At 73.2% G+C, this 26,968-nt stretch carries 22 protein-coding genes; 21 read left to right on the top strand and 1 reads right to left on the bottom strand.

Annotated elements, in window-relative coordinates; translation table 11 throughout:
* Positions 1-149: 149 nt before the first annotated feature.
* The 21 genes from WMI84_RS07405 to WMI84_RS07505 all read left to right on the top strand — a co-directional run bounded on the left by WMI84_RS07405 (position 150) and on the right by WMI84_RS07505 (position 26,530).
* Positions 150-944, top strand: coding sequence for a bacterial transcriptional activator domain-containing protein (locus tag WMI84_RS07405; RefSeq protein ID WP_347351783.1), 795 nt, complete (start codon positions 150-152; stop codon positions 942-944).
* Positions 945-1,071: 127 nt separating this feature from the next.
* Positions 1,072-2,676: a phage tail sheath C-terminal domain-containing protein gene (locus WMI84_RS07410; RefSeq protein ID WP_347351785.1), complete on the top strand. Its 1,605-nt coding sequence runs from the start codon at positions 1,072-1,074 to the stop codon at positions 2,674-2,676.
* Positions 2,677-2,718: 42 nt separating this feature from the next.
* On the top strand, positions 2,719-3,234 hold the full coding sequence (locus WMI84_RS07415) for a phage tail protein (protein ID WP_347351787.1): 516 nt from the start codon (positions 2,719-2,721) through the stop codon (positions 3,232-3,234).
* Positions 3,235-3,248: 14 nt separating this feature from the next.
* The gene (locus WMI84_RS07420) at positions 3,249-3,983 is read left to right on the top strand and encodes a hypothetical protein (RefSeq protein WP_347351789.1); all 735 of its coding nucleotides are present in this window, start codon (positions 3,249-3,251) and stop codon (positions 3,981-3,983) included.
* Entirely contained in the window at positions 3,980-4,720 is a 741-nt protein-coding gene (locus WMI84_RS07425) for a hypothetical protein (protein WP_347351791.1), read from the top strand. The genes WMI84_RS07420 and WMI84_RS07425 overlap by 4 nt, the downstream gene beginning before the upstream one ends.
* The gene (locus WMI84_RS07430; protein WP_347351793.1) at positions 4,717-5,979 is read left to right on the top strand and encodes a Pvc16 family protein; all 1,263 of its coding nucleotides are present in this window, start codon (positions 4,717-4,719) and stop codon (positions 5,977-5,979) included. Before WMI84_RS07425 ends, WMI84_RS07430 begins: the two co-directional genes overlap by 4 nt.
* A complete protein-coding gene (locus WMI84_RS07435) occupies positions 5,976-7,928 on the top strand; it encodes an ATP-binding protein (protein WP_347351795.1) in 1,953 nt (650 codons plus the stop codon). Before WMI84_RS07430 ends, WMI84_RS07435 begins: the two co-directional genes overlap by 4 nt.
* Entirely contained in the window at positions 7,925-8,185 is a 261-nt protein-coding gene (locus tag WMI84_RS07440; protein ID WP_347351797.1) for a hypothetical protein, read from the top strand. The genes WMI84_RS07435 and WMI84_RS07440 overlap by 4 nt, the downstream gene beginning before the upstream one ends.
* Positions 8,185-10,893, top strand: a complete 2,709-nt coding sequence (locus WMI84_RS07445) for a DUF4157 domain-containing protein (RefSeq protein ID WP_347351799.1) — start codon at positions 8,185-8,187, stop codon at positions 10,891-10,893. Before WMI84_RS07440 ends, WMI84_RS07445 begins: the two co-directional genes overlap by 1 nt.
* Before the next feature lie 15 nt (positions 10,894-10,908).
* Positions 10,909-13,098, top strand: coding sequence for a hypothetical protein (locus tag WMI84_RS07450; RefSeq protein ID WP_347351800.1), 2,190 nt, complete (start codon positions 10,909-10,911; stop codon positions 13,096-13,098).
* A 3-nt stretch (positions 13,099-13,101) separates the two neighbouring features.
* Positions 13,102-13,602, top strand: coding sequence for a hypothetical protein (locus WMI84_RS07455; RefSeq protein WP_347351802.1), 501 nt, complete (start codon positions 13,102-13,104; stop codon positions 13,600-13,602).
* Positions 13,599-14,252, top strand: a complete 654-nt coding sequence (locus WMI84_RS07460; protein ID WP_347351804.1) for a hypothetical protein — start codon at positions 13,599-13,601, stop codon at positions 14,250-14,252. Before WMI84_RS07455 ends, WMI84_RS07460 begins: the two co-directional genes overlap by 4 nt.
* Positions 14,249-14,575, top strand: a complete 327-nt coding sequence (locus WMI84_RS07465) for a LysM domain-containing protein (protein ID WP_347351806.1) — start codon at positions 14,249-14,251, stop codon at positions 14,573-14,575. Before WMI84_RS07460 ends, WMI84_RS07465 begins: the two co-directional genes overlap by 4 nt.
* On the top strand, positions 14,568-15,701 hold the full coding sequence (locus tag WMI84_RS07470; protein WP_347351808.1) for a hypothetical protein: 1,134 nt from the start codon (positions 14,568-14,570) through the stop codon (positions 15,699-15,701). Before WMI84_RS07465 ends, WMI84_RS07470 begins: the two co-directional genes overlap by 8 nt.
* 40 nt (positions 15,702-15,741) lie before the next feature.
* A complete protein-coding gene (locus WMI84_RS07475) occupies positions 15,742-16,254 on the top strand; it encodes a phage baseplate assembly protein V (RefSeq protein WP_347351810.1) in 513 nt (170 codons plus the stop codon).
* Between the two features lie 2 nt (positions 16,255-16,256).
* Positions 16,257-16,577 carry a hypothetical protein gene (locus WMI84_RS07480; RefSeq protein WP_347351812.1) on the top strand — a complete coding sequence of 107 codons (321 nt, stop codon included), beginning with the start codon at positions 16,257-16,259 and terminating at the stop codon, positions 16,575-16,577.
* Positions 16,574-16,990, top strand: a complete 417-nt coding sequence (locus tag WMI84_RS07485; RefSeq protein ID WP_347351814.1) for a GPW/gp25 family protein — start codon at positions 16,574-16,576, stop codon at positions 16,988-16,990. Before WMI84_RS07480 ends, WMI84_RS07485 begins: the two co-directional genes overlap by 4 nt.
* Positions 16,987-19,404 carry a putative baseplate assembly protein gene (locus WMI84_RS07490; protein WP_347351816.1) on the top strand — a complete coding sequence of 806 codons (2,418 nt, stop codon included), beginning with the start codon at positions 16,987-16,989 and terminating at the stop codon, positions 19,402-19,404. Before WMI84_RS07485 ends, WMI84_RS07490 begins: the two co-directional genes overlap by 4 nt.
* Before the next feature lies 1 nt (position 19,405).
* Positions 19,406-22,333 (top strand): putative baseplate assembly protein, encoded by a 2,928-nt coding sequence (locus WMI84_RS07495; protein ID WP_347351817.1) that lies wholly within the window; start codon positions 19,406-19,408, stop codon positions 22,331-22,333.
* A gap of 98 nt (positions 22,334-22,431) precedes the next feature.
* Positions 22,432-24,501: a hypothetical protein gene (locus WMI84_RS07500; RefSeq protein ID WP_347351819.1), complete on the top strand. Its 2,070-nt coding sequence runs from the start codon at positions 22,432-22,434 to the stop codon at positions 24,499-24,501.
* An 82-nt stretch (positions 24,502-24,583) separates the two neighbouring features.
* Positions 24,584-26,530 carry a DUF6519 domain-containing protein gene (locus tag WMI84_RS07505; RefSeq protein WP_347351821.1) on the top strand — a complete coding sequence of 649 codons (1,947 nt, stop codon included), beginning with the start codon at positions 24,584-24,586 and terminating at the stop codon, positions 26,528-26,530.
* A 39-nt stretch (positions 26,531-26,569) separates the two neighbouring features.
* Here WMI84_RS07505 and WMI84_RS07510 read toward each other — a convergent pair.
* Positions 26,570-26,968, bottom strand: a 399-nt coding sequence (locus WMI84_RS07510) for a HutD family protein (protein WP_347351823.1), incomplete at its 5' end; no start/stop codon positions are given.

Here is a 26,968-nt window from a genome sequence, read left to right on the forward strand (position 1 = left end):
GAGCGGGCCCGCGCCCGGGTACGCCCTGACATCCTGACACTGTTGGAGGCAACCACCACGGTCCTGCGGGGCGTGGGGGTCAGCGCGTCGACCCGGGACCCGGCCGTCGCGCGACCCAGGCGCTCCGGTGGGGCCAGGAGGGGTCAACCATGGACTCGGCCCTGCGTACCCAGCCGGAAGGTGCGACCCACGTGTCGCTCGTGCGCGACTTCGAGATCCGCGCCGGCGGCGCCGTGCTCGACGTGCCCCCGATCGCGCAGCGCGTCGTCTGCTTCCTCGCGATCCACTCCGGCCCGGCCAGGCGTCCCTTCGTCAGCGGCAGCCTGTGGCCCGACACCGACGAGCGGCGTGCGAGCGCGAGCCTGCGCAGCGCGCTCTGGCGGGTCCCCTCCCCCGACGGCCGGCCGATCGTGCGCACCTCGGCCACCCACGTCTGGCTCGACGGGTCGGTGACCGTCGACGTGCACGGGCTCGTGCACGCCAGCGCCACTATGTTCGCGCCGGGTCACGAGCCGCCCGCGTGGACCGACGTGGCCGGCATCCTGTGGGCCTACGGTCACGACCTGCTGACCGGCTGGTACGACGAGTGGGCCCTGGCCGAGCGGGAGCGGTTCCGTCAGGTCCGGCTCCATGTGCTTGACCGGATGGGCGAGTGGCTCCTGAGCGACGGCCGCTGGGACGAGGCGCTCGAGGTGGCCCTCACCGTCGTCGCGGCCGAGCCGCTGCGGGAGAGCGCGCAACGACTGCTGGTCCGCATCCACCTGCACGAGGGGAACGTCGCCGAGGCCTTCCGGATCTACCGCAGCTACGCCGACCGCCTCGACCGTGAGCTCGGCGCGACACCGTCACCGGTCATGACCGAGCTGCTGTCGCCGTACTGCCGCAGCGCCGCGACGCACGGCAACAGGTCCTCGACAGGGCCGACCGCGAACACGGCACGGTGACGCGGCCGTGACGCTCGGGTGACGGCCGGATGACGTCGCGCGCCTAGCGTCGGACCCCCGGGTCAGGGGCGGTCGCGCGCGGCAGGGGCCCGACCGCGGCTCGGGGGCGACCACCAGGAGGTAGCGCATGCCCACGACCGTCAGCTATCCGGGCGTCTACGTCGAGGAGCTCCCCAGCGGGGTGCGGACCATCACGGGCGTCGCCACGTCGGTCACCGCCTTCCTCGGGACGGCGAGCCGCGGACCGGTCGACCAGGCGGTCACGCTGACCGGCTTCGGCGACTTCGAGCGGGTCTTCGGCGGGCTGGACGCGGGCCTGCCGCTCGGGTATGCCGTGCGGGACTTCTTCGCCAACGGCGGCGCGCTGGCGCTCGTCGTGCGGCTCTACAAGAAGCCCGCCACCGGCGCCGCCAAGTCCTCGTATGACGTCACCGACCTGCCGCTCGAAGCCGCCTCCGAGGGCGCCTGGGGCCAGCAGGTGCGGGTCCGGGTCGACCGGACCACCACGGACCCGGGCACGGTCGCCGTCGCGGCCCGGCTGGGGGTCGCCGCGTCCGACCTGTTCAACCTGACGGTGCGCGACGGCGCGACCAAGCAGGTCGAGACGTTCCTGAACCTGACCACGAAGGAGAGCGCGCGTCGCGCTGACCGGGTGCTGGCCGCCGAGTCCGGCCTGGTCCGCGTCGCCGCCTCCGCGAACCTGCCCCAGGACACGTCGCCGGCAGCCCACTCCGGTGCGCTCACCGACGCCGACGTGTGGACGGCCGGCGCCAAGTCGACCGCCGCCGGGTCGACCGCGACGACGACGGCCGTCGACAGCGACACCCTCGGCGCGACCGAGTACAAGGGCTCGCAGTCCGGCAAGACCGGGATGTACGCGCTGGAGGAGGCCGACCTGTTCAACCTGATGGTGGTCGCGGCGGACAAGCGCGGCGGCGATGCCCCGGCCGCCTTCCACAGCGACGCGCTCGACTACTGCGTGAGCCGGCGCGCCGTCCTGATCGTCGACCCAGCCTCGAGCTGGGCGAGCATCGCGGACGCCAAGGCCGGTGTCGCCGGTCTCGCGCTGACCGGCGACCGGGCCCGCAACGCGGCCGTCTACTTCCCGCGGATCAGGCAGGCCGACCCGCTGCTCGACGGGCAGGTCGACACCTTCGCGCCCGGCGGGACGATCGCCGGCGTGCTGGCGCGCACCGACGCCCAGCGCGGCGTGTGGAAGGCCCCCGCCGGCACCGACGCGAGCCTGAACGGCACGCTCGCGCTCCAGGTCACCCTCACCGACCTGGAGAACGGCCTGCTCAACCAGCTCGGGATCAACACGCTGCGCACCTTCCCGGTGTTCGGCAACGTCGTGTGGGGGGCCCGCACCATGCGGGGCGCCGACGCGGCCGCCGACGAGTACAAGTACCTGCCGGTCCGGCGCACCGCGCTCTACATCGAGGAGAGCCTCTACCGCGGGCTCAAGTGGGTCGTCTTCGAGCCGAACGACGAGCCGCTCTGGTCGCAGATCCGCCTCAACGTGGGCGCCTTCATGCACGACCTGTTCCGGCAGGGCGCCTTCCAGGGGCAGACCCCGAAGGAGGCCTACCTGGTCAAGTGCGACCGGGAGACGACGACCCAGAGCGACATCAACCGCGGCGTCGTGAACATCCTCGTCGGATTCGCTCCGCTCAAGCCCGCCGAGTTCGTCATCATCCAGCTCCAGCAGCTGGCCGGCCAGGTCCAGGCCTGAGCCCCCGGCCCCCGACCCGACGCGAAAGGACAGGTAGGCCAGATGGCTCAGTTCGTCGTCAACGCGCAGCGCTTCGACCCGTACAAGAACTTCAAGTTCCGGGTGAAGTGGGACGGTCGCTACGTGGCGGGCGTCAGCAAGGTCAGCGCGCTCAAGCGCACCACCGAGGTCGTCAAGCACCGGGAGGGCGGAGACCCCAGCAGCAGCCGGAAGTCGCCCGGGCGGACCGAGTTCGAGGCGATCACCCTCGAGCGCGGTGTCACCCACGACCGGGAGTTCGAGGACTGGGCGGGCCGGGTCTGGACGGTCGGCAACGCGCTCGGGGCCGAGATGTCGCTGAAGAACTTCCGCAAGGACATCATCCTCGAGCTCTACAACGAGGCCGGGCAGCTCGCGGTCGCCTACAAGGTCTACCGCTGCTGGGTCTCGGAGTACCAGGCGCAGGCCGACCTCGACGGCAACGCCAACGCGGTGCTGATCCAGCACGTCAAGCTCGAGAACGAGGGCTGGGAGCGCGACACCGACGTGGTCGAGCCCAGCGAGACCGTGCTGGGCTGAGGGGTCGCGGCGCCGTGTCCACCATCAGCAGTGCGCAGCTGCTCCTGGCGTGGGAGGGCACGTTCGAGGAGCAGGAGCCCCGCCGTGGCGCAAGCCTGCTGGCAGGCTGTCGACGGGACCACCCGGACGCCGTCGCGAGGTGGAGCATCCGCGACCGCGACCGGGCGCTGTTCGACCTGCGCACGCAGCTCTTCGGCGACCGCGCGGTCGCGCTCGTCGCCTGCCCGCACTGCGGCGAGCACCTGGAGCTCCCGCTCGAGCTGAGCCTGCTGCGCCCGCGCGCGCAGCAACCGCCGCCCCCGTTCGAGTCGCACGGCTGGACCGCGCAGGTGCGCCCGCCCACCACGGACGACCTCGTCGCGGTCGCCGGCTGCGGCCCGACCGACGAGGACGCCGCCCTGGCCGCCCTCGTCGAGCGCTGCGTCGAGTCGCTGCGCCGTCCCGACGGCACGGGCGCGGCGGTTCCCGAGGCCCCGGCATCGGTCCGCGGGCTGCTTCGGCTGCACCTGGCCGAGGCCGTCGACGACGTCGACGTCGAGCTCGAGCTCTGCTGCGCCGGGTGCGGCCGGGACCTGGCCGCCCCGTTCGACATTGCCTCGTTCCTGCTGGACGAGGTCGGGGCCTGGGCGGCCCGACTGCTGCGGGACGTCCACGTGATCGCCGGTGCCTACGGCTGGGACGAGGCCACCATCCTCGCGCTGAGCCCGCGCCGGCGCCGGAAGTACCTCGAGCTCATCGAGGCGACATGAGCCCCGACGCCCTGACCAACCTCGTGCGCCGCACCCTCGCGCCGGCTCCTGCGGTGCACCCCTATCTGCCGAACCGCTACGAGGCCGACACGACCACCGCCGCGGGCCTCGAGCAGGACGTCGAGCTCACGGCGCCGCAAGCGGCGGGCCGACCGGTCGGTGGACCCCCGACCGGTGGGCCGCGAGCCGGCCGACCCCGCCTGGACCGGCCGCCGGCACCGGAGGGCGACGAGCCGGTCGGCACGTCCGCCCGCCGCCACCCTGCACCGACCCCGGGCGCGGCCGACGACGCGGCCGCGCCGCAGCCCGCCGGGCGGCATCCGGCGCCGGCAACCGGCGGTGCGGCGGATCCGCCGGCGGCCCGGCGCGGACAGCCGCCTTCGGTGGAACTGGCTGCCCGCCACCAGGGCTTGGCGCCGTCCGGCCGGGTCACCCCGGGACGGGAGGGCGCGCCGCTGCCGCCACCGCGCACCACCCAGCCCGACCCGGTCCGCCCGGCCGGGCGAACCCGTCCGCCGGCCCCGCGCGCGGCCGCGGCGACACCGGCGCCCACCCGGGCCGACGTCGCGAACAGGCAGCCGGCCGAGTCCGAGCCGGTCGTCCGCATCACCATCGGGCGGGTCGACGTGCGGGCACCGGCCCCGCCCGGGCCCGCGGCGAGGCCCCCGACCGGACGCCCCGACCGGGTCATGGCACTGGACGAGTACCTCGAGCTGCGACGACGGGAACGGTCATGAGCAGCCCGCTGGCGATCGCCACCGTCACCGCGGTGCTGAAGGACCTGCTCAACGACGGACTGGTCAACAGCGACCTGTCCGCGTCGGTCGGGACGGTCGCGGTCTCGGCCCTGCCCCCCGACCGCATCAGCACCGGCACCGACGAGCCGAGCCGGCTCAACCTGTTCCTCTACCAGGTCACGGCGAACCCGGGCTGGCGCAACGAGCAGTACCCGTCCCGGGACCCGGAGGGCCGACGGGTCAGCGGCCCTCCGCTGCCCCTCGACCTGCACTACCTGCTGACCGCCTACGGCGCCGAGGACCTCGACGCGGAGATCCTGCTGGGCTACGCGATGCAGCTGCTGCACGAGATGCCCGTGCTCACCCCCGACCTGATCCGCCGGACGTTCAGCGTCACCTCGCCGGTCACCGACAAGCTCATGCCGCCGTCGGTGCCCGACCGGAACGCGGCCGACCTGGCCGACCAGGTCGAGACGTGCCGGATCGCCCCGCGCTACCTGACGACCGAGGAGCTGTCCCGGCTGTGGTCGGCGATGCAGGCCCGCTACCGTCCGTCGATGGCCTACGACGTCTCGGTGGTGCTGATCGAGGCGACGACACCAACCCGGGCCGCACTGCCGGTCCGGGTACCCGCCCTGACCCTCGCCACCCTGGGCCACCCGATGATCGATGACGTCACCCCCGCGGTGGCGCTCCCCGGCGACACCGTCACGCTGACCGGCTCCGGTCTCAAGGGCGCCGTCACGACGGTGCGCGTCGGCGGCATCGAGACCCTCCCCGGTCCGGACGACGTCACCGACGCCGCGATCTCGCTCACCCTTCCCGGAGGTCTGCGGGCCGGCGTCAACCCGGTCCAGGTGGTCCACCAGGTGCCCGTCGGAACACCGCCCGTGCCGCACGCCGGCGTCGGGTTCGAGTCGAACGTCGCCGCCCTGGTGCTCGCCCCGGCCGTCACGACGCCCCAGCCGATCACCGTCGCCCGCGACACCGACCTGAACCTGACGGTCACGCCGCCGGTCGGGCGCGAGCAGCGGGCCGCGATCCTGGTGGGCGAGACCGTCCTCGCGGTCCCGCCCAGGGCGCCGGCCGCACCCGAGACCTCCACCACGATCACCGCGCACATCCCGTCCGGTGCCACGCCCGGCACCTACCTGCTGCGCGTGCAGGTCGACGGAGCGCTGAGCGCGCTCGAGGTCGACGACAACGACGCCAGCCCGACGTTCGAGCAGTACGTCGGCCCGCTGATCGAGGTCACATGAGCACCCGACCGCACGTGCTCAGCGTGGCCGACTGGCACACGCACAACGCCGACCACCTCTCGCTCGCGCTGGCTTGGCTGCGCCTCCGGCTGGCCACGGCGGCCCGGTCCGAGGGCACCGGCGTGGACGACGAGGTCGCCGCAGCCCGCCGGGCGGTGCTGGCGGCCGAGCGGACCACCCCGCCACCGACGCTGGCCCTGCTCGGCCGCGCCTTCGACCTGACCCGGTTCGAGCAGGACGTGGTCCTGCTCTGCGCCGCGATGGCGCTGGACACCCGGGTGGCCGGACTGTGTGCCGAGGCGCAGCACGACGCCCGGATGCCGTACCCGACCTTCGCGCTGGCCCTGACCGTCCTCGACGACCCCGACTGGGCGGCCCTGGCGCCGAGCGGCGTGCTGCGCTCCTGCCGGCTGGTCGAGTGCGACGCCGGGACCGGAGAACCGCTCACCACCCGGCCGCTGTCGTGCGACGAGCGGGTCGTGCACTTCCTCAAGGGCCTGAACGTCCTCGACGCCCGGCTCGCCCGCCTGCTGCGGCCGGTCGTGCCGGCCGAACGCACCCTCCCACCGACACAGGCCCGGAGCGCCGACGAGATCGACCGGGCGGTCGGGACCGCCGCCCTGGTCCAGGTCGTCGGCCGGAGCGACGCGGGCCGACGCACGATCGTCGCGGAGGTCGCCGGGCGACAGCGGCTGCTCGCCCACGAGCTGCCGGCCGCACTGCTGCCCACGACCGCGGCGGAGACCCACGAGCTGGCGACGTTGTGGCGCCGCGAGTCGCGGCTGCTGCCGATCGCGCTGCTCGTCGCTGCGGGCGCCGACCCGCTGACACCGGCGCAGGCGCGTGCGGTCCGGGCCCTCGTCGAGCCGCCCGAGGCGCCGGTCTTCCTCGGCGCCGGCGAGGTCTGCGACGGGCTGGCGGACATCTCCGCGGTCCACGACGTCGGGACACCGACCCCGGCCGAGCAGCGCACGCTGTGGCTGGAGGCGCTCGGCGCCGACCAGGTCGACGTCGCCGGGCAGCTCGCGGCGGAGCTCGACCTCGACGTCGCCGAGATCGAGCAGGTGGCGCAGGGCGCCAAACGGGACGGGGACGGCGACCTCGCGGCGGGGGCGTGGTCCCGCGGCAAGGCGCTGCGCCGCCCCCAGCTCGACGCGCTGGCCGAGCGGATCCGCCCGGTCGCGACGTGGGCGGACATCGTGCTGCCCGACGAGCCGACACGACTGCTGCGCGCCCTGGCGGGCCAGGCGCGTCACCGTGCCCAGGTCTACGACACCTGGGGCTGGCGGGAGCGCACGTCGCGCGGTCTCGGCATCACGGCACTGTTCACCGGCGAGAGCGGCACCGGCAAGACCATGGCGGCCGAGGTGCTGGCCACCGACCTCGGGCTCGACCTGTACCGCATCGACCTCTCCGGCGTGGTCAGCAAGTACGTGGGCGAGACCGAGAAGAACCTGCGACGGCTCTTCGACGCCGCCGAGGCCGGCGGCGTGGTGCTCTTCTTCGACGAGGCCGACGCGCTGTTCGGCAAGCGCAGCGAGGTCCGGGACAGCCACGACCGGTACGCCAACATCGAGGTCGGCTACCTGCTGCAGCGGATGGAGTCCTACCGCGGGCTCGCGATCCTCGCCACCAACCTGCGCAGCGCCCTCGACCCCGCCTTCACCCGGCGCCTGCGCTTCGTCGTCCCGTTCCCGCTGCCCGCCCGGGCCGAGCGCGAGCTGATCTGGCGCCGCGCCTTCCCGCCGCAGGTGCCCACCTGCGGGATCGACGAGGTGCGGCTGTCGCGGCTGGGCCTCAGCGGCGCCCTGATCCACTCGATCGCCCTCAACGCGTCCTTCGCCGCCGCCGCGGCCGGCGGCCCCGTCACCATGGACCTGCTGCTCGACGCCGCCCGGATGGAGCTGCGCAAGGCGGACCGGTCCGTCAGCGAGGTGACCGCCCTGTGAGGATCGAGCTGACCATCGAACGCCTCGTGCTGCACGACGTGGCGCCCGGCGACGCGGACCTGGTGCGCAGGGCCCTCGAGGCGAGCCTGGCCGAGACGCTGGCCTCGGTCGACCCCGGGCGGCTGCGCTCGGGCGCCGTCGACTCGGTGCGCGCGGCGCTGCCGCCGCTGCGCCACCCCGGCCCGGCCGGCCCGACCGGTCTGGGCGCCGGGCTCGGCACTGCCCTGGCCACCGTCGTGCAGGACGGGGGCCGCTGATGTTCGTCCTGCGACGCCGCACCAGCGAGGAGACCGAGGCGAGGGACACCGCGCGTCGGGTCGTGCGGGCCGGCGAGCGGGGCACGGACGGCGCCGAGTGCGAGGTCCCGGCCCGGCCGCGCCGGCGCCACGGGCCGGCCGGCGCGGCGGCCTCCGCACTCGGCCTGCCGCTCGGCGACCCGGAACGCCGCAGCCTGGAGCAGGGCTTCCAGGTCGACCTGTCCCAGGTGCGGATCCGCCCCCGCGACGAGCCGGTCGCCCGGCGCGGAGCCCACGCCGAGACCCGCGGCGCCACCATCGCGTTCGCACCCGGCGCCTACGCCCCCCACACCCGGGCCGGGCGCGAGCTGCTCGCCCACGAGATCGCCCACGTGCTGCAGCAGGCGGTCACCCGGTCGGCCGCGACCGCGTCGGACAAGGCGCCCGCGACCAAGGTCTACTACCAGCAGGTCGTCGACGAGTTCAACAGCGCGTGGGGCCCGCACGAGGCGGCGATCCGCCCGGTGCTCGCCCTCTTCGAGGCCGTCGAGCGGGAGGACGGCAAGGCCGTGCCGGCGCTCGTGACGGCACTCGGCACGGTCGACGCCTACATCCTGCCGCCCGAGTTCCCCGCCAACCCGGTGCTGGACGAGCTGTTGACCCGGCTCGTGCTGCTCGGCCTGCCGACCGAGGCCACCCGGGTGCGGGACTGGTACGTCAAGCTCCCCGGGTTGCACCCCTACGGGCAGCAGAGGTTCGCCACGCGCTACTACGACGACGAGGAGTGGCACTGGAACGAGGTGCTGCACCGGTTGCGCGACCGGGTCGACTGGAAGGACGCCGCGGTGACGCTGCACGTCCTGGACGGGCTGGTCACCTTCTTCCACCTGCTCGAGGCCGAGCGGGCGGGCCTGGACCCCGTCGCGCTCAAGGCCGACCGCAAGCGCCTGGAGGACCTGTACCAGGCCTTGGGCGGCCTCGGCGTCGGCTTCGAGCTGAAACCCTTCGTCTCCATCGCCCGCTACCACTCCAGCCTGCGCGGGATGATGCAGGACAGCTTCGTCGGCATGCAGGCCGCGTTCCAGGCCGTGCTCGAGCTGGCCACCGCGCAGCTGACCGCGAAGCGGGGCCACGCCCTGCTCGACGCGCTCGAGGCCAAGCACACCGCCGTGGCTGCGCGGATCCGGCTGCCCGCCGGCAGCAACGCGGCGATCGAGATCAACGAATGGGCCTGGCGGAAACGGCGCGACAAGGACATCCTGCGCCAGGTCGACTTCTTCCCGGACGACAAGTCGGCCGCTAGACGGGAGATCACCCTCGAGTCCTACGACGAGCTCGACACCACCTCCGGGCCCTCCAAACAGCTCGACGCGGAGCGCATCATCGCGATCCGCACCAGCCAGCTCGCCGCCCTGCGGCGGATCTACGGCCTGCAGACCGAGCAGGGCCGTCCCACCGCGGAGGCGAAGGAGAACCAGGCCGCCGCGGCGACCCTCGGCGCCGGCGGCCTGCACCTGCACAGCGACGAGGACTGGCGCCGGTTCCTGCGCGCCAAGTTCGAGGCACACCTGGTCACGTCCCGGAACGCCGACGAGTCGCTGGCCGCGGTCATCGAGCTGCTCGGCGCCTACCTGCACTCCTTCACCACCCACTCGCCGATGAACATCGAGGACTTCGGCGACGACCTGCTGCGGGTGCAGTTCCCCCGGGCGCTGACCGGCCAGCTCGTGCACGACTGCGGCGTCTACGCGCTCCGGATCACCTACATGCTCTCGCTGCTGCGCGACCACCCGGCCCTGAAGCTGCGCTTCCGCTGGGTGCAGCTGCCGGTGCACATCGGGCTCATCGTGACCGGGGCCCCGGACATCTCGATGTGGATCGTGCACAACGACCAGTTCTCCCGGGGCGACCCCCAGTTCGTCGCGGAGACCCGCCGGAAGTGGGAGGCCCTGGACCGGCAGGGCAAGCAGAAGCCGCCACCTCGCCCCGGCGACAAGCCGAAGAAGCCGACGAAGGCCGAAGACGACCAGTTCGTCGGGGAGCTCGCGGCGAACGAGTTCGTCGAGGGCACCGACATGCCCTTCGTGATCACCGACGTCCCGAGACTCGGCGGCACGAACGCGAAGCTCGACAAGGACCGGCTCTGGGCCTTCTACCGCTCGCTCATGACGGTCCGGCTCTTCGGCAAGACGACCGACGACCCGAGCAGCGACGCCTACCAGTTCCACCTCAAGTACCTGGAGGTGCTGGACAAGACACGCGAGCACTACAACACGTGGCTGGTCCCGTACTGGAACGTGCTCGGCTTCACCGCCTGGTCTCGCAGCCGGCAACGGCTCGAACGCGCCGACACTGCCCTGAAGGCGGCCGGCACGCCCGACGCCCACACGAAAGCGACCGCAGAGTTCGACGCGGCCACCAGGGCCTACCTGGACCTGCGGGTCGGCGACCGCGGGTTCACGCTCGTCACCGGGCTGGCCAAGCTCGTCGAGCAGTTCGCGCCGATCCGGCAGCTGGCCCAGCAGATCAACGACGCCATCGCGGCCAAGCCAGAGATCCTCGCCAAGGGCGTCAGCAAGGCCTCGGCCATCCGGGCGGCAGAGGCCCTCGGCGGGGACGAGCCGTGGTGGCAGCGCGAGGTGGACGCGCACATCGACGCCCTGAAGCAGCACCGCCTAAGCATCCCGCCGTTCGCCGACAAGGCCGACCACCTGCCGGTGGTGGACTGACATGACCACACCGACATGACCACCCAGACGTTCGAGCCACAGGTCGAGCCCGGCCCCGTCGCCGAGCCGGTCCAGTCGCACACCGCGGCCGGCCCCGCCCGCGGTCCCGACCGCGACCGCGGGCCCGGGCCGGCCGATCCCGACCGGGTGCCCCGCCGGTCACCGGCAGGGCACGAACCCCAGCCCCGCGGGGTGTCCGCCGGAGCCACCCGCGACTTCAGCGGCATACCCGTGGGTGGGCCCCGCGCCGGCGCGACCGCGCCCACCACCGGGCCGACCGCGCGACCGCGGAAGGGCTCGGACCGCGGCGGGTTCCTGCAGACCGTCGGCAGCTTCTTCTCCGGCCTGTTCTCGCACCCCGGGGCCGCGCTCTCGCACCTGTTCGGCGGCGAGGGCTTCACCCAGACCCAGCTCAGCACGTACCTGACCGGCCTGAGCCGGCGCAACGACATCGAGGGCGACTTCGACAGCGACAACAAGGCCCGCGCGGTGGTGCGCCGGTGGAGCACCGCCGCGGCCGGCTTCGACCTCACCGGCCGACAGAAGGCCCTGCTCGTGGCCGAGATGCTGAGCGGCGCGACCACCGGCGACGACGAGCAGGCGATCCTGGACATCCTGACCCGGTCCGAGAACGGCGACCTGCGCCTGATCCTGCAGGCCGTCCCGGTGACCCGGCTGCTCAGCGACATCGGCGGCGCCAACGGGCGCCGGCTGCGGGCCTGGCTGGACACCCGGTTCAAGGGCGGGCTCGCGGAGGTGCGCAAGGACCACGTCGAGCCCGTCGGCACCCTGCCCGCGAACGCCCCGGTCTTCCCCTACGACTTCGCCCGGCTGCGCGAGCGGCTGGAGGGCCCCTACCGGGTGGGCGAGATCATCGAGGAGCTGAGCCGGCACTCACCGGCCGAACGCGAACAGGCCGCCCGGGACCTGGCGGTCGAGCGCGACAAGCTCGACGCGCGGGCCAACGACCTGGGCGACCGGGCGCGCAAGGCGAGCAGCGCCGCCGCCCGCAGCGCGCTCGAGGCCCAGCGCGACGAGGTCCGCACGACGATGCTGAAGATGGACCTGGTCATGCAGGACGCCTTCAAGGACATCGTGCGGCGCGAGTCTCCCGCCGAGCTGACCGCCAAGGCGACCAAGCTGACCCCGGCGCAGAAGCAGGCCGCCCGTGACGCGATCAAGCCACCGGTCGGCGGCACGCCCGCCGCGCCCACCCCGTTCGTCAGCCGGCTCGCTCCCGGGCAGCCCAGCTACGAGGAGAAGCTGCGCGCAGCATCCCCGGGGATGATCGACTCCTACTGGCAGCAGATGGCCAAGGACCGCAAGCCGGCCGACCACAGCGACCCGGCCAAGATGCACACGCTCACCGAGATGGAGGACCTCGCCAAGGTCAGCAAGGACGAGACCGACGACGTCTTCGGCGGGTACTACGACAAGTCCGCGCACCCGCCGCTGCGCGCCGACACGCCCGGCCGCCGCCGCAACCTGCACGACCTGTGGGCCGACACGCAGGCCTTCCTCACCGACCCCTCGACGAGCTTCGCCGACAAACAGGCGATGGCCAAGGCGCTGGTCTTCTACTTCTTCCAGAACGACGACGACGTCGTGGCCCCGCTCAACCGGGAGCACCACGCCTCGCCCTCGTTCAGCAGGACCAGACGCCCGCTCAACGACGAGGCGAAGGCGCAGGGCCGGATCGCGGCTGAGCTGACCAGGACGGCACCGCAGGTGCGCAAGCTCAACGAGATCGACCGGGGCTGGGACGCGTCGGCCAACCCGGCCACCAAGGACGTCAACATCCAGCTGTTCCGGCCCAAGGGCGGCGTCACCAAGGACCAGGACTTCATGTGGGACATGTTCCAGACGCTGATCCACGAGTACCTGCACACCCTCGCCGCGCGACGCTACCGCACCTTCGCCGCGTCGTTCGGGGACGGGCCGCAGAACAGCACCCTCGTCGAGGGGATGGACTCCTTCCTCGACGAGGTGGTCTGGGCCAACATCCAGCCCCGGGTCGGCGACCAGGCGCTCCGCAAGAAGGTGGAGGGCCCCGCGTATGCCGCCCTCCCGCCGATCACCGTGGTGCCGGCCTTCCGCCGCCGGTACGCCTCGTACAGCGAGGCCACCCGGCTGGTCACCGTGGTCGGCTTCCGCAACGTGCTGCTCGCCTACTTCAAGGGCGAGATCGACCGGATCGGAGGCTAGCCGGTGACCCCCCAGACGATCTCGTCCCTCGCCGCCGCCCTCGCCGCCGGACAGTACCCCGACTGGTCCGGCCTGCCGCCGGGCGTCACCCTCGACCCGGCCGACGCCCAGCCGGCGGCCCTCGGCGAGCGTGGCCTGCCGGCCGTTCTCGTGCACCTGGACGACCCGGCGCCGGGCTGCTCGGCCCGGGCCTGGACAGACCCGGACACCGGCCGGGTCGTGCTGCTCGAGGTCGCCTGGACCGCCGCGCCGCCCGAGTGGCCCGCCGGGCTCGGCGAACCCGACCGCCGGGAGGACGTCATCGACGGGCTGGTCGCTGTCGCGGGCGGCGAGTGGGTCTACGCCGGCCGCGGCCTGGCCGTGGTGACCAGCCCCGACGGGCGGCACGTGCGGCACGCCTTCGGCTTCGCACCGACCAGCGTCGACGCCTACGCCCGCGACCTGCGCGTCGGCCTGGCCGTGACCCGTCGACCCCCGACCACCCACGGAGGTGCCGGCCGATGACGACCTTCCCCGGCTCGCCGCGCCTGCTCAGGTCCGGCATCGTCCTGCTCGATCCCGTGTCCGGGGTGGTCCGCCGCGTCATCGCGCTGCAGTACAACCCCGACACCCTCACCCGCAGCCTGCAACCCAAGGTGGTCGGCACCGACGGGGCCGACCGGTCCGAGGCCACCCGGCTGAAGGGCCCCGCGGTCGAGACGATCAAGCTCGAGGCCGAGATCGACGCGGCCGACCAGCTCGCGGACGGCGACGAGCTGGTCGTCCGGGCGGGGATCCACCCGCAGCTGGCCGCGCTGGAGACGCTCGTGCACCCGAGCACCGCGCAGCTGCAGAGCAGCCGCCAGCTCTCGGCCGGCGGCGCGCTCGAGATCGCGCCGATGCTCGCCCCGCTGCCCCTGTTCGTCTGGAGCAAGCAGCGCATCGTGCCCGTCCGGCTGACCGACCTCAGCATCACCGAGGAGGCCTTCGACCCGAACCTGAACCCCATCCGGGCCAAGGTCAGCCTCGGGATGCGGGTGCTGAGCGTGGACGACCTCGGCTTCGACCAGGCCGGCGGCGCCCTCTACCTGGCCTACCTGCAGAACAAGGAGCGCCTGGCGGCCAGTACCTCGCCCGGCACGCTCTCGGCCCTCGGCCTGACGGGACTGCCATGACACCGAACCCGGCCTTCGGGCCCACCAGCCGCTACCACCTGGTCGACACCGCCACCTGGGAGGCGCCCGACGGCCGCGTCGTCACATACCTGCGCCGCCGGTTCGTGCCGTCCCCCGAGAGCTTCGCCCTGCTCGAGGAGTATGCGGTCGCGGCGGGCGACCGGCTCGACAACATCGCGGCAGCGCAGCTCGGCGACCCGGAGCAGTTCTGGCGGATCTGCGACGCGAACGCCGCGCTGCGCCCCGACGAGCTGACCGAGCAGCCCGGCCGGCGCCTGCGCATCACCCTCCCGGAGGGACTGCCCGGAGCCGGCGATGGCTAGCCGGCTCACGCTCACGGTCATGGTCGGGCCGGTCGTCCCGGTCCCGCTGCCGCAGTCGGTCATCGACGAGCTGACCGGTGTCGAGATCACCCAGACCGCCGAGCGGGGCAAGCCCGGCGGCTTCCGGCTCACGTTCAGCCTCGGCAAGCGCTCGCCGCTGCACACGATCTTCCTGCTCACCGGAGGCGCCGTCCCGCCGGTCATGCGCACGCTGATCGTCGCGACCGTGAACGGCACGCCGTACGTGCTCATGGACGGGGTGATCACCAAGCAGGACGTCACCCCCGGCACCGACGCGAGCCACGACACCCTCGACATCACCGGGGTCGACCTGACCGCGGTGATGGGGTGGATCGACTTCTCCGGGATCCCCTACCCGGCCATGCCGGTCGAGGCCCGGGTGGCGCTGATCTGCGCCAAGTACGCCCTGTTCGGCGTCGTGCCGCTCGTCGTGCCGTCGATCCTGTTCGAGGCGCCGATCCCGACCGACCGGATCCCGAAGCACAAGGGCACCGACCTGCAGTACCTGAACTCGCTGGCCGACCTGGTCGGCTACGTGTTCTACGTCGACCCCGGCCCACAGCCGGGCATGAGCACGGCCTACTTCGGGCCCGAGGTCAAGGTCGGCGTGCCGCAACCGGCGCTCAGCGTCAACCTGGACGCGCACTCCAACGTGGAGCAGCTCAGCTTCGCGATCGACACCGAGGAGAAGAAGCTCCCGGTCACCTTCGTGCAGAACCTGCTCTCGAAGGCGCCGATCCCGATCCCCGTCCCGGACATCTCCCCGCTCAACCCGCTCCTGGGTGCCGTGCCGCTGCCGGCCAAGAAGGTCGAGTACCTCACCGACGGCGCGAAGCGCACGCCGACCCAGGCCGTGCTGCACGCCATGGCCCAGGCCGCCGCGTCGGCCGACGGCCTGACCGGGACCGGGACCCTCGACGTGCTGCGCTACGGCCGGCCGCTGCACGCCCGCGGGCTGGTCGGCGTGCGCGGCGCCGGGCCGGCCTTCGACGGGCTGCACTTCGTCAAGCAGGTGACCCACAAGATCAAGCGCGGCGAGTACAAGCAGGAGTTCAAGCTGTCCCGCAACGGGCTGCTCCCGACCCTGCCCACGGTCCCGGTGTGACCGGATCCGGTGACGGTTCCGGTGTGAAGGAGGAGGGCGCATGGCCGACACGAAGTACTTCGGCAAGTACCGGGCGACGGTGGTCAACAACGTCGACCCGATGCAGATCGGGCGCGTCCAGGTCATCGTGCCCGACGTCTCCAACCTGATCCCGTCGACGTGGGCGATGCCGTGCTTCCCGATCGCCGGCAAGCAGATGGGTGCCTACCTGGTCCCGCAGGTGGGCTCGGGCGTCTGGGTCGAGTTCGAACAGGGCGACGCCGACTACCCGATCTACAGCGGGGCCTACTACGGCAGCACGGCCGAGGTACCGGCGCTCGCCTTCGCCGGCATCCCGGCCAACCCGAACATCGTCTTCCAGACGACCGCACAGCACAGTCTCGTGATCAGCGACCTGCCGGGGCCGACCGGCGGGATCATGCTCAAGAGCACCAGCGGGGCCTCGATCATCGTCAACGACACCGGCATCTACATCCAGAACGGCAAGGGCGCCAGCATCGTGATGACCGGCCCCAGCGTCACCGTCAACAACGGCGCACTCGTGGTGATGTGACGATGCCCGGTTTCGTGGTCCACGTCGGTGCGACGGTGCTGTGCGCCCACGGCGGGCAGGCCCAGCCGACCGCCCCCAACCCACGCGTCCTGCTTGGGGGCGCCCCGAGCGTGACGGTCGCGGCGCCGTACGCGATCGCCGGCTGCCCGATGGTGACCGGCGGCTCCCCCACCCCGTGCGTGACCGGGCAGTGGACGCTGGGCGCGACGCGGGTAACCTCCAACGGGCAACCGCTGGTGCTGGTCGACAGCCGCGCCACCTGCGTCCCGAACGGCACGCCGCTGCTCGTCACGGCGACCCAGACCAGGGTGACGGCGCAATGACCGACAACGTGACCGGCGACCTGACCGGCGACCCGACCGGCCGCGCCGGGTCCCCGACGAACATCGCCTTCCCGTTCCACGTCGACGACCGGCGCCGCACCGCGACGGCCACGGTCGACGAGCACGTCCGCGACCTGGTCGAGCAGCTCGTCTTCACCAGCCCGGGCGAGCGGGTCAACCGGCCGACGTTCGGGGCCGGCCTGCAACAGCTCGTGTTCGCACCGAACAGCCCCGAGCTGGCCGCGGCCCTGCAGTTCCTCGTGCAGGGGGCGCTGCAGCAGTACCTGGGCGACCTCGTCGACGTGTCGGCCGTGACGGTCGACGCGCTCGACTCCCGGCTGCAGGTGCGGATCTCCTACCAGGTACGGCGGACCGGGCAACCGGGCTCCACGACGTTCGAGGTGCCGACATGAGTCCGGTGAGCACCCGGCAGTACTGCTGCGCCCGGTCGCTGCGGCGCGACCTGGTCCGGGCGGCGGTCGACGCCCAGGGCGACCCGTTCCTGAACGGGATCGACTACCTGGAGGTGTCCCCCACCGACCAGCAGGAGCTGACGGTCCGCTTCCTGCACCCGCTGCCCGGCCAGGCCGGTGGGGTGCCCGCGGCGCCCGCCCTGACCGCCGCGAGCTTCGTCGTCGACGGTGGCGTCCGGGTCCGGTCCGTCGCGGTCGACGCCGTCGTGTCCACCACCGGCGAGACGATCGTGCTGCACACCGACCGGGCCGGCGACTTCTCCACCTACACGCTGCGGCTGGTCGGCTCGCCGGCCGTCTCCGCGGCCCCGGCCGGGTTCGACCCGACCCTCGCCGCGGTCGACTTCTCGTTCAAGGTGGGCTGTGAGGGCGACCTCGACTGCGCTGCCGCCCCGGGCTGCCCACCCCCCGTCGAGCAGGCGCCCCGGCTCGGTTACCTGGCCAAGGACTACGCCACCTTCCGACGGCTGATCCTCGACCGGATGGCGCAGGTCATGCCGGGCTGGAGCGAGCGCAGCCCCGCAGACCTGCAGGTCACCCTGGTCGAGGTGCTTGCCTACGTCGCCGACCGACTGAGCTACTACCAGGACTCGGTGGCGACCGAGGCCTACCTCGGCACCGCCCGGCGGCGCACCTCGGTGCGTCGTCACGCCCGGCTGGTCGACTACCGGGTGCACGAGGGCGCCAACGCGCGCGCGTGGCTGGTCTTCGAGACCCGCACCGACATGGGCAGCCCGGCGGCACCGGCGGTGCCGGCCGGAACGGCCGTCACGGCCGGCGACCCGTCCGGCCCACCCGCGCAGCTGGTGGTCTTCGAGACGATGCACGACCTGCCGCAGCTGCTGGTCACCCGCAACGCGATGGCCTTCTACACCTGGGGCGACGACGACTGCTGCCTGCCCGTCGGCGCCTGCCGGGCCACCCTGCTCGGCTCCCCGGGGCTGCTCGACATCGCCCGCGGCGACGTGCTCGTCTTCGAGGAGGTGCTCGGCGCGGTCTCCGGGCTGCCGCAGGACGCCGACACCACCCACCGCCACGCGGTGCGGCTGTCGGCCGACCCGGTCGCCCGGACCGACCCGCTGACCGGTGACGAGCTGACCGACATCGGCTGGTTCGAGCAGGACGCCCTCCCGTTCGCGCTGTGCCTGCGGACCTTCGACGACGGCGCAGGTGGCGTGCGGCCCGCCGCGGTGGCCCGCGGGAACGTCGCACTGGCCGACCACGGGAGGACGGTCGCTCCCGCCGGCCCGGGCAGCGCGCTCACCCCGCCGCTGGTCCCGGTGACCGGGCCCTACCGACCGGTGCTCTCCGGGCTCGACCTGACCCATGCGGTGCCGGTCGACCCGGCCGGCGCTGCGCAAGTGCCCGCAACCGAGTCGATCGCCGTCGACCCGCGGCTCGCGCTGCCCGCGATCACCCTGCGCGGTGAGGGCGAGATCTGGCAGCCACGGCCCGACCTGCTCGACAGCGACCGCTTCGCAACCGACTTCGTCGTCGAGATGGAGCAGGACCGGCACGCGCAGCTGCGCTTCGGTGACGGTGTCCTCGGGCGCAGCCCGTCCCCGGGGACCTCGTTCGTGGCCCGCTACCGGCTCGGCGCCGGACGCAGCGGCAACGTCGGGGCCGAGGCGCTGGCCGCCCTCGCCGTCCCGATGGACGGGGTCACGGTGCGCAACCCGCTCGCCGCGGCCGGCGGCGTCGACCCCGAGCCGTTGGCCCGGGTCAGGCTCGACGCGCCGCAGGCCTTCCGCACCCAGGACCGGGCGGTCACGCCCGCCGACTATGCCGCTGCCGCCGGCCGGCACCCGGACGTCTCCCGGGCCGCGGCGACCCGGCGGTGGACCGGCAGCTGGTACACCATGTTCGTCACCGCCGACCGACGCGCCGGTCGGCCGGTCGACACGGCGTTCGAGACCGACCTGACGCGCTTCCTCGACCGGTACCGGATGGCCGGCTACGACCTCGAGGTCGACCCGCCGGCATTCGTGGCGCTGCAGGTGGCGTTGACGATCTGCGTCCTGGACCACCACGACCGGGCGAGGGTGGAGCTGGCGCTGCGGCAGGCGCTCGGATCCGGGCTGCGCTCCGACGGGGCGCGCGGGTTCTTCCACCCGGACAACGTCACCTTCGGCGAACCGGTCTACCTGAGCCGGCTGCTCGCCTGCGCCGCCGCGGTGCCGGGCGTCAGCCGGGTCGTGTCCGTCGACGCCTTCCGGCGTTACGGCCAGGACCCGCACGGCGAGATCGAACAAGGCTTCGTCCCCATCCACCGGCTGGAGGTCGCCCGGCTCGACGACGACCCCAGCGACCCCGAGCGGGGCACGCTCACGCTGACGATGCAAGGGGGGATCTGACATGACGACCGACCCGGCGAGCTCCCGGAACGCGTCATGCGGCTGCTGCCAGGTGCCCACCGCGGCCGCCGCGGTGTACAACCCTCCGGGCCTGGCCGAGATCTCCTACCGGATCGGGACGCACCCGCAGATCCTGCGCCGGCTGCTCACCCGGCTTTCCTTCGAGGCTGTCGAGGACGGCATACACCCGGTGCACCAGCCGCTCGCGACCCTGACGACCCGGTCGGTCGACGACCCCGCCATCGCCCTGCTCGACGCGTGGGCCGTTGTCGGGGACGTGCTGACCTTCTACCAGGAGCGCATCGCCAACGAGGCCTACCTGCGAACCGCCACCGAGCGCCGCTCGATCCTCGAGCTCGCGCGGCTCATCGGCTACGAGCTGCGTCCAGGGGTGGCCGCGAGCGCGTACCTGGCCGTCGCGATGGACACCGCCACCGGCGCGCCCGCCTCGGTCCTCGTACCCGCGGGAACCCGCGTCCAGAGCGTCCCGGGACAGGACGAGCTGCCGCAGACCTTCGAGACGAGCAGTGCCCTGACCGCCCGGGTCGAGTGGAACACGCTGCGGCCCCGGTCGATGCGGCCGCAGCAGCTCGCCGTCAACGGCCCGGACCTCTACCTGCTCGGTGCCGGCGATGCCACGCTCGAGGTCGCGGCCACGTTCCCGCTCGACCTCGCGACGAGCCTGCCCGCCGCCGGTGAGGTCACGGCGTCGAAGGTCGATGCCATCTTCGCGGCGGGGACCGCGACAGAGCTGGCCCCGGGGATGGTCATCCTGCTGGCCGGGCGGCGCGCCGACGGAGGAGACACCGCCACGGTCGCCAAGACGGTCCGGAGGGTGCAGGCCCAGGCCGAGCTGGACCGCACCCGCATAGAGCTCGACGAGACGGTCCCACCGCCGTCCTTCCACGGCTTCCACTTCGCGTCGTCGATCGCCGGCCTGGCCGGCGCGACCCTCGACGCCGCCACCGTCGACGACCTCGTCGTGCACCGGACGTGGTCGGAGAGCGGGCTGTCGGCGTGGCTGTCGGTACAGGGCTGGAACGCCGGCAACGCCGTCGCGTACATCTACGGCGCCTACAGCGCCCCGCCGCCGAGGCAGGCCGCGCCGAGCGACCCCGGGGCCTTCGCGATGCGCGCCACCCTCGGCTTCTTCGGACACAACGCGCCGGCCTTCGGCAGCCTGACCGAGACCGCGCGGTCGCCCTTCGTCGACTGGGACCCCGGGATGCCGGTGTGGCAGGACACCTTCGGGCCTGCGGCGGCCTACTACACCGACGCCGACTGCTTCCTCGAGCGTCCGGTGCCCGGCCTGACCGGCGGCGGCTGGGCCGTCTTCGAGCTGCCGGCCAAGCAGTTCACGGTCTTCCGGCTCCTCGGGACGAGCGAGCGCTCCCTGGTCGGATACGGCCTGAGCGCGAAGACCACCGGGCTGACCCTCGGCACGGCCGGCACCGGCACCGCGCTGAACGACGACGACACGGACAAGCCCGACTCCTTCGACGTACGCCGGACCACCGCCCACGTGCACAGTGACCGGATCGTCCTGGCCCAGCTGCCGATCGAGGACCCACTCGGGGCCGGGACGCCGGAGCAGCTGTCGCTCACGCTCGACCGGATGGTCCTCGGGCTGCGCGAGGGGCAGGTCGTGGCCGTCACCGGGGAACGGGAGGACCTGCCCGGGGTGACGGTCAGCGAGGTGGTGGAGCTGACGGCGATCCAGCATGCGGGTGGCTTCACCACCCTGTTCTTCGCCGAGCCCGGCCTGACCCACCGCTACGTGCGCAGCACGGTCACCCTGTCGGCCAACGTCGTCCCGGCCACCCACGGCGAGACCGTCCACCAGGTGCTCGGGTCCGGCAACGGCGCCGCGGCCAACCAGACGTTCCGGCTGCGCAAACCACCGCTGACGTACGTGCCGGCGGCGACCGCGAGCGGCACCCGCAGCTCCCTGGAGGTGCGTGTCGACGGTGTCCGGTGGGAGCAGGCCGCCCGGCTCTACGGGTCCGGCGCGAGCGACGAGCAGTACCTGGTCGCTCACGCCGACGACGGCACGGTGTCGGTCGTCTTCGGTGACGGGGTCCAGGGCGCCCGGCTGCCGACCGGGGTCGAGAACGTCGAGGCGACCTACCGCAGCGGCATCGGCACGGCCGGGATGGTCCCGGCGGGGTCGCTGACCCTGCTCATGACCAAGCCGCTCGGCGTCGCCTCGGTGACCAACCCGCTGCCCGCCGCGGGGGCCGCCGACCCGGAGAGCCGCGACGACGCGCGGGCCAATGCCCCGCTGACGGTGCTGACCCTCGACCGGGTCGTCTCGCTGCCCGACGCCGAGAACTTCGCCCGGGCCTTCAGCGGGATCGGGAAGGCGGCCGGGACGGTTCTCGTCCGCGGCGGACGGCCCTGGGTGCACCTGACCGTGGCGGCCGCGGCCGCGGTCGCCGACCCGGGCGGCCTCGGGAGTGCGGTTGCGGACCACCGGGTGGCGGCCACCGCGCCGCTGCGCGCCAACCTCGTCGACGCCCTGGCCGCAGCGTCCGAGCCCTCCATGCCGATCCGCGTCGACACCTACCAGCCGGTGTTCTTCGACGTCGCCGCCAAGGTGCTGCTCGACCCGCGCCACCGCTGGTCCGAGGTCACGGACGCGGTCACCACCGCGCTGGTCGACACGTTCTCGTTCGCGGCGCGCGGATTCGGCCAGCCGGTCACCACCACCGAGGTCGTCACGACCATCCAGGCCACCCCGGGGGTCGTGTTCGTCGACCTCGACGCGCTGCACCGGTTCGACCTGCCGGCAACGTTGCCCGCCGACGGTCGGCTCGTGGCCGACCTCGTCGCCTGGCCGGAGCAGCACCCCGAGCCGACCGTGCTGACGCAGCTGCTCCTGGTCAACCCGATAGGCATCACCCTGACGCAGATCGAGGAGGCACCGTGAGCGCCGACCGACGCGAGGACCCGACCGAGCGCCAGCGAGGCGGGTCCCACGCTCCGCGTGGGCGGCCCGCAGCGGCGGGAAGAGGCGCGACAGCAAGCATGAGCGCCGACCGCCTGTTCGACCTCATGCCGGCGGTGCACCGGCTGCGCGACGCCGCGCAGGGTGACCCGCTGCGGGCGCTGCTCTCGGTCATCGCCGGCGAGGTGTCCGCCCTGGAGCAGAACATCGGGCAGCTCTACGACGACGCCTTCATCGAGACCTGCTCCGAATGGGTGGTGCCGTACCTCGGTGACCTGCTCGGCGCCCGGCCGCTGCTACCGGTGGACGACCCGGCCTTCACCCAGCGCGGGTACGTCGCGGGCCGGTTGGACTACCAGCGTCGCAAGGGAACCGCCTCGGTCCTGGCCCAGCTCGCCCGTGACCTCACCGGATGGCCCGCCGTGGTGGTCGAGCTCTTCCAGCGGCTGGCCACCACGCAGCACGTCAACCACGTCCGGCTCGGCGCGCCCGCGACCGCCGACCTGCGCGACGGCTACCGGCTCCAGTTCGTCGACACACCGTTCGAGCAGGTGGCCCACCTGGCCGACGTGCGCCACGTCGACACCGGGCGGGGCCGCTACAACATCCCCAACGTCGGCCTCTTCCTCTTCCGGCTGCAGGGCTATCCGCTGTCCGGCGTCACCGCGCGGGCATTGGACCAGACCCGGTTCACGGTCGACCCGCTGGGCCGGTCGCAGGCCGTGTTCACGGTCCCCGACACCGCCGGCACAGCGACATACGGCATCGGGCCGGAGAACGTGACGATGGCGCTGAGCCGGCGCACCATGCGACGCGACCCCGCCCGCTACTACGGGACCGACGAGGACCCGGCCAGCATCGTGGTGGCCGTCGACGGGACGGTCCAGCCGCTCGGCTCGGTCGACGTCTGCGACCTGTCCGACACGGCGGGCGGGTGGGCGCACCAGCCGGTGGGCGACCGTATAGCCGTCGACCCGCAGCTGGGCCGGATCGCCTTCGGCACACCGCCGGCCGGTGCGGTGACGACGTCGTACGCCTACGGCTTCCCCGGCGACCTGGGCGGCGGCCCGTACGACAAACGCGCCGCTCTGGCCCGGTACCTGGGCGAGGTGGGTTGGCAAGCGGGTGTCATGGCGGCGCCGCCACCGGACGAGCCCCGCATCAAGCCGACGTTGCAGGCCGCGGTGGCGGAGTGGAACCAGCAGCCGCCGGGCACGCACGGGGTGATCGTGCTGCTGGAGAGCGGTACCCGGACCGAGGACCTCGACACCCCGGCGGGCCGGATCGCGATCCCGGAGGGCAGCCACCTGGTCGTCGTCTCGGGACAGTGGCCGCTGGAGGAGGGTGAGGACCCCACGCAGCCGCCGGTGCGGCGGCTCGGCCGGGTGTCGCCGCGCGCGGTGCGCGCCCACCTGCGCGGCACCATCGAGGTCGTCGGCACGGCGCCCTCGGGCAGCCCGGAGCCCGGCCGGCTCACGGTGCTGGGGGTCCTGCTGGAGGGGGCGCTGACGGTGCGGGCGGGCCGGCTCGGCGGGCTGACGGTCAGCCACTGCTCGCTCGTGCCCGGCACGACCACGCTGCAGGCCGAGTCGAACCCGGGCCTGGCCATCACGCTGGAGCGCTCGGTCGTCGGCGACCTGAGCCCGGCCGACCCGACCGTGGACGTGTCGGTCACCGACTGCGTCGTCGCCGGTGACCTCAGTGCCGACACGCTGGCCGTCGAGAGCAGCACCCTGCTGGGCAGCGTCGCGGCCCGGTCGGCGAGCGCGTCGAACTCGATCTTCGTGGGGCCGGTCTCCGTCGTGCGGCGGCAGGTCGGCTGCTTCCGCTACTCGTACGTCTCGCTCGACTCCCGGACCCCGCGCCGCTTCCGCTGCCAGCCTGCCGACACGGACAGCGCGGGCCGGGTCCGCCCGGCGTTCGCCTCGATGGCCTTCGGGGCGCCGGACTACGCGCTGCTGCACCCGAGCGTCGCGCCGGAGATCGGTGCCGGTGGCGAGGGCGAGACGGAGCTGGGGGCCTGGCGCTTCCTGCAGGTCCCGCGCCGGCTGCGCAACCTGCGGACCGCGCTCGACGAGTACCTGCGCTTCGGGCTCGAGGCCGGCGTCTTCGCCGCCGACCAGCAGGGCCGGGCCGGAGGTGGCGCATGAGGCCGCCGAGGCGCCACGACCTGGCCACCCGGGGCAGGCAAACCGACGATCCGACCACTCACGACACGATGGGGGCACGGCGATGAAGGGCGACTTCAGCCGGTCGACGTACCGGCCGGCCAACCACTACAGCAGCGTGCGGCTGCAACAGGGCCGGGTGCTGCTCGACGCGGAGTGGAACGAGCAGGCCGACCTGACGGCGCACGTGGACCGGACGACCGGCCGCGACGTGGTCGGCCGCACGGGCGCCCCGAAGCCCACCGACCCGGCGGTGCAGAACTTCGCGGTCTCGCTGGAGCCGGACGGGACCGACCTGCGCATCGCGCCCGGGCGGATCTACGTCGACGGGATCCTGTGCGAGAACGACGACCCGGCTGGGGTGCGCTACACGGCGCAGCCCGACCTGCCGGGGGCCGCCGTGCCGGACGCCGACGGCAGCTACGCGGTGTACCTGGACGTCTGGGAGCGGCACCTGACGGGGGTCGACCAGTACGGACCCGCCTTCCCGCCGCTGGTGGAGTCGGCCCTGCAGGGGCCCGACACGGCCACCCGCACCCGGGTGGTGTGGCAGGTGCGGCTGGCCCCGGTCGAAACCCTCGACTGCGCCGCCTTCGTGCCCCCGACGGCGCCGACCGGGCGGCTGCGAGCCTCGGAGGTGCCCGTCACCGGGCCGGTCAACGACTGCTCGGTGCCCACCGGCGGCGGGTACCGGCGGCTCGAGAACCAGCTCTACCGCGTCGAGGTGCACGCGGGCTCGGAGGCCGGGGCCCCCGTGCTGAAGTGGTCCCGGGACAACGCCTCGATCGTCTCGGCGGTCACCTCGGTGGACCCCGGGGCGCTGACCATCGTGGTCGCCGACGCCGGGCGGGACGACGTCCTCGGACTCGGCGCGGCCCGCTGGGTCGAGCTGACCGACGAGGAGCGGACCCTGTCCGGAGCGGCGGGCGCGCTGCTCGAGGTGGCTTCGGTGGTCGGGACGTCGGTGCTGGTGCAGAACCCCGACGGGCTCAGCCTCGCGACGGGCACGAACCCGACGCTGCGCCGCTGGGACGGCATGCTCACGCCGACCGTCGCGACCCCGACCGAGCTCGAGGACGGGGTGCAGGTCGAGATCGACGAGGGCACGTTCGCGGTCGGCGACTACTGGCTGGTGCCGGCCCGCACCGCGACCGGCAAGGTCGAGTGGCCGCGCGAGGGGACCCCGGAGCAGAGCCGGTTCGAGACCCGGCACGGCACCGAGCACCACTACTGCGTGCTGGCCGTGGTCGGGTTCGCCGGCGGGACGTTCGGCGCGCCCGCCGACTGCCGTCGCCTCTTCCCGCCGCTGACCGCGATCGCCGCGTCGGACGTCGGCTACGACCCGTCGAGCTGCGCGAACCTGGCCGGCACGACGACCGTTCAGCAGGCGCTCGACGTGCTGTGCCAGGCCACGCCGGACGAGGACGAGAAGGGGATCCACGTCGAGAAGATCGCCTTCGTCGACGGGACCGAGCTGCGCAACGACTCGCTCGTGCAGCCCGAGCAGCTGGCCAGCGGCATCGTGATCGCGTGCAGCGAGCAGCTCTTCCAGGGGAGCGTGCAGAACAAGCAGGGTCCGGAGAATCCGGTCTGCACCGTGACCCTGGACCTGCCGTGGCCGACGACCAACCTGGAGCGCGAGACGTGGGGGGTGCCGAGCTTCGGCGTCGTCGGGTTCGTGACCATCACCATTGCGGCACAGGTGAACTCGGACAACAACTCGATCTTCTGGGTGCCGGTCGACGACCAGCCGAGCAACGCCAGGAACTGGCTGGCGACGACGGTCCTGAAGGCCGTCGAGGGGCAGACCCACGGCCAGCTGCGGCGGCTGCTGTGCCGGCTGACGCTGAAGGGCAACTACATCTGGGGCCCGGGCGCGGAGCCGGAGCTGTACCTGGACGGCGAAGCGTTCGGCGCGCCGGGCGACGGCCACGTCGACACCCGGCTGCCGTCCGGCAACGGGCGCCGCGGAGGGGACTTCGAGATGTGGTTCTGGCTGGGACGCGAGTAGGCCACTGGCACAAGGATGTCGGTCTCGTGCCGCCTGGACTCAGCGTGGTCGGAGCGTGATGATCCGCACGACCACGAGCCGCGACACATCGCCCCCACCGCCCGCGCCGGCGATGGGTGAGATCGCGCGGATACCGCTCCCGCCCGACCACCAGACCCCTTCGTGCGTCGCAACCTCGGTCCCGGCACCCGTGGTGCCGGTCGGCTCGGGCGCGAGCTGCCAGGCGCCGTGCAGGCTCATCACCAGTCCGGCACCGGCCGGCTCGAGCTCTCCGGCGTGATCGAGGACGACGACCTCGGCCCGGCACCGCGCCCGCCGGGTCATGACGTTGAAGTCCGTCGACTCGCCGCCGAGCCGCGCCGAGTCGATGGCGACGTCACCGCTGAAGCCGAACGGCTCCCCGACGGCGTCCAGGGCATGGTCCACGCCGGCTCCCCG

It is taken from the genome of Intrasporangium sp. (genome assembly GCF_039812505.1).
Lineage (GTDB): Bacteria > Actinomycetota > Actinomycetes > Actinomycetales > Dermatophilaceae > Intrasporangium_A.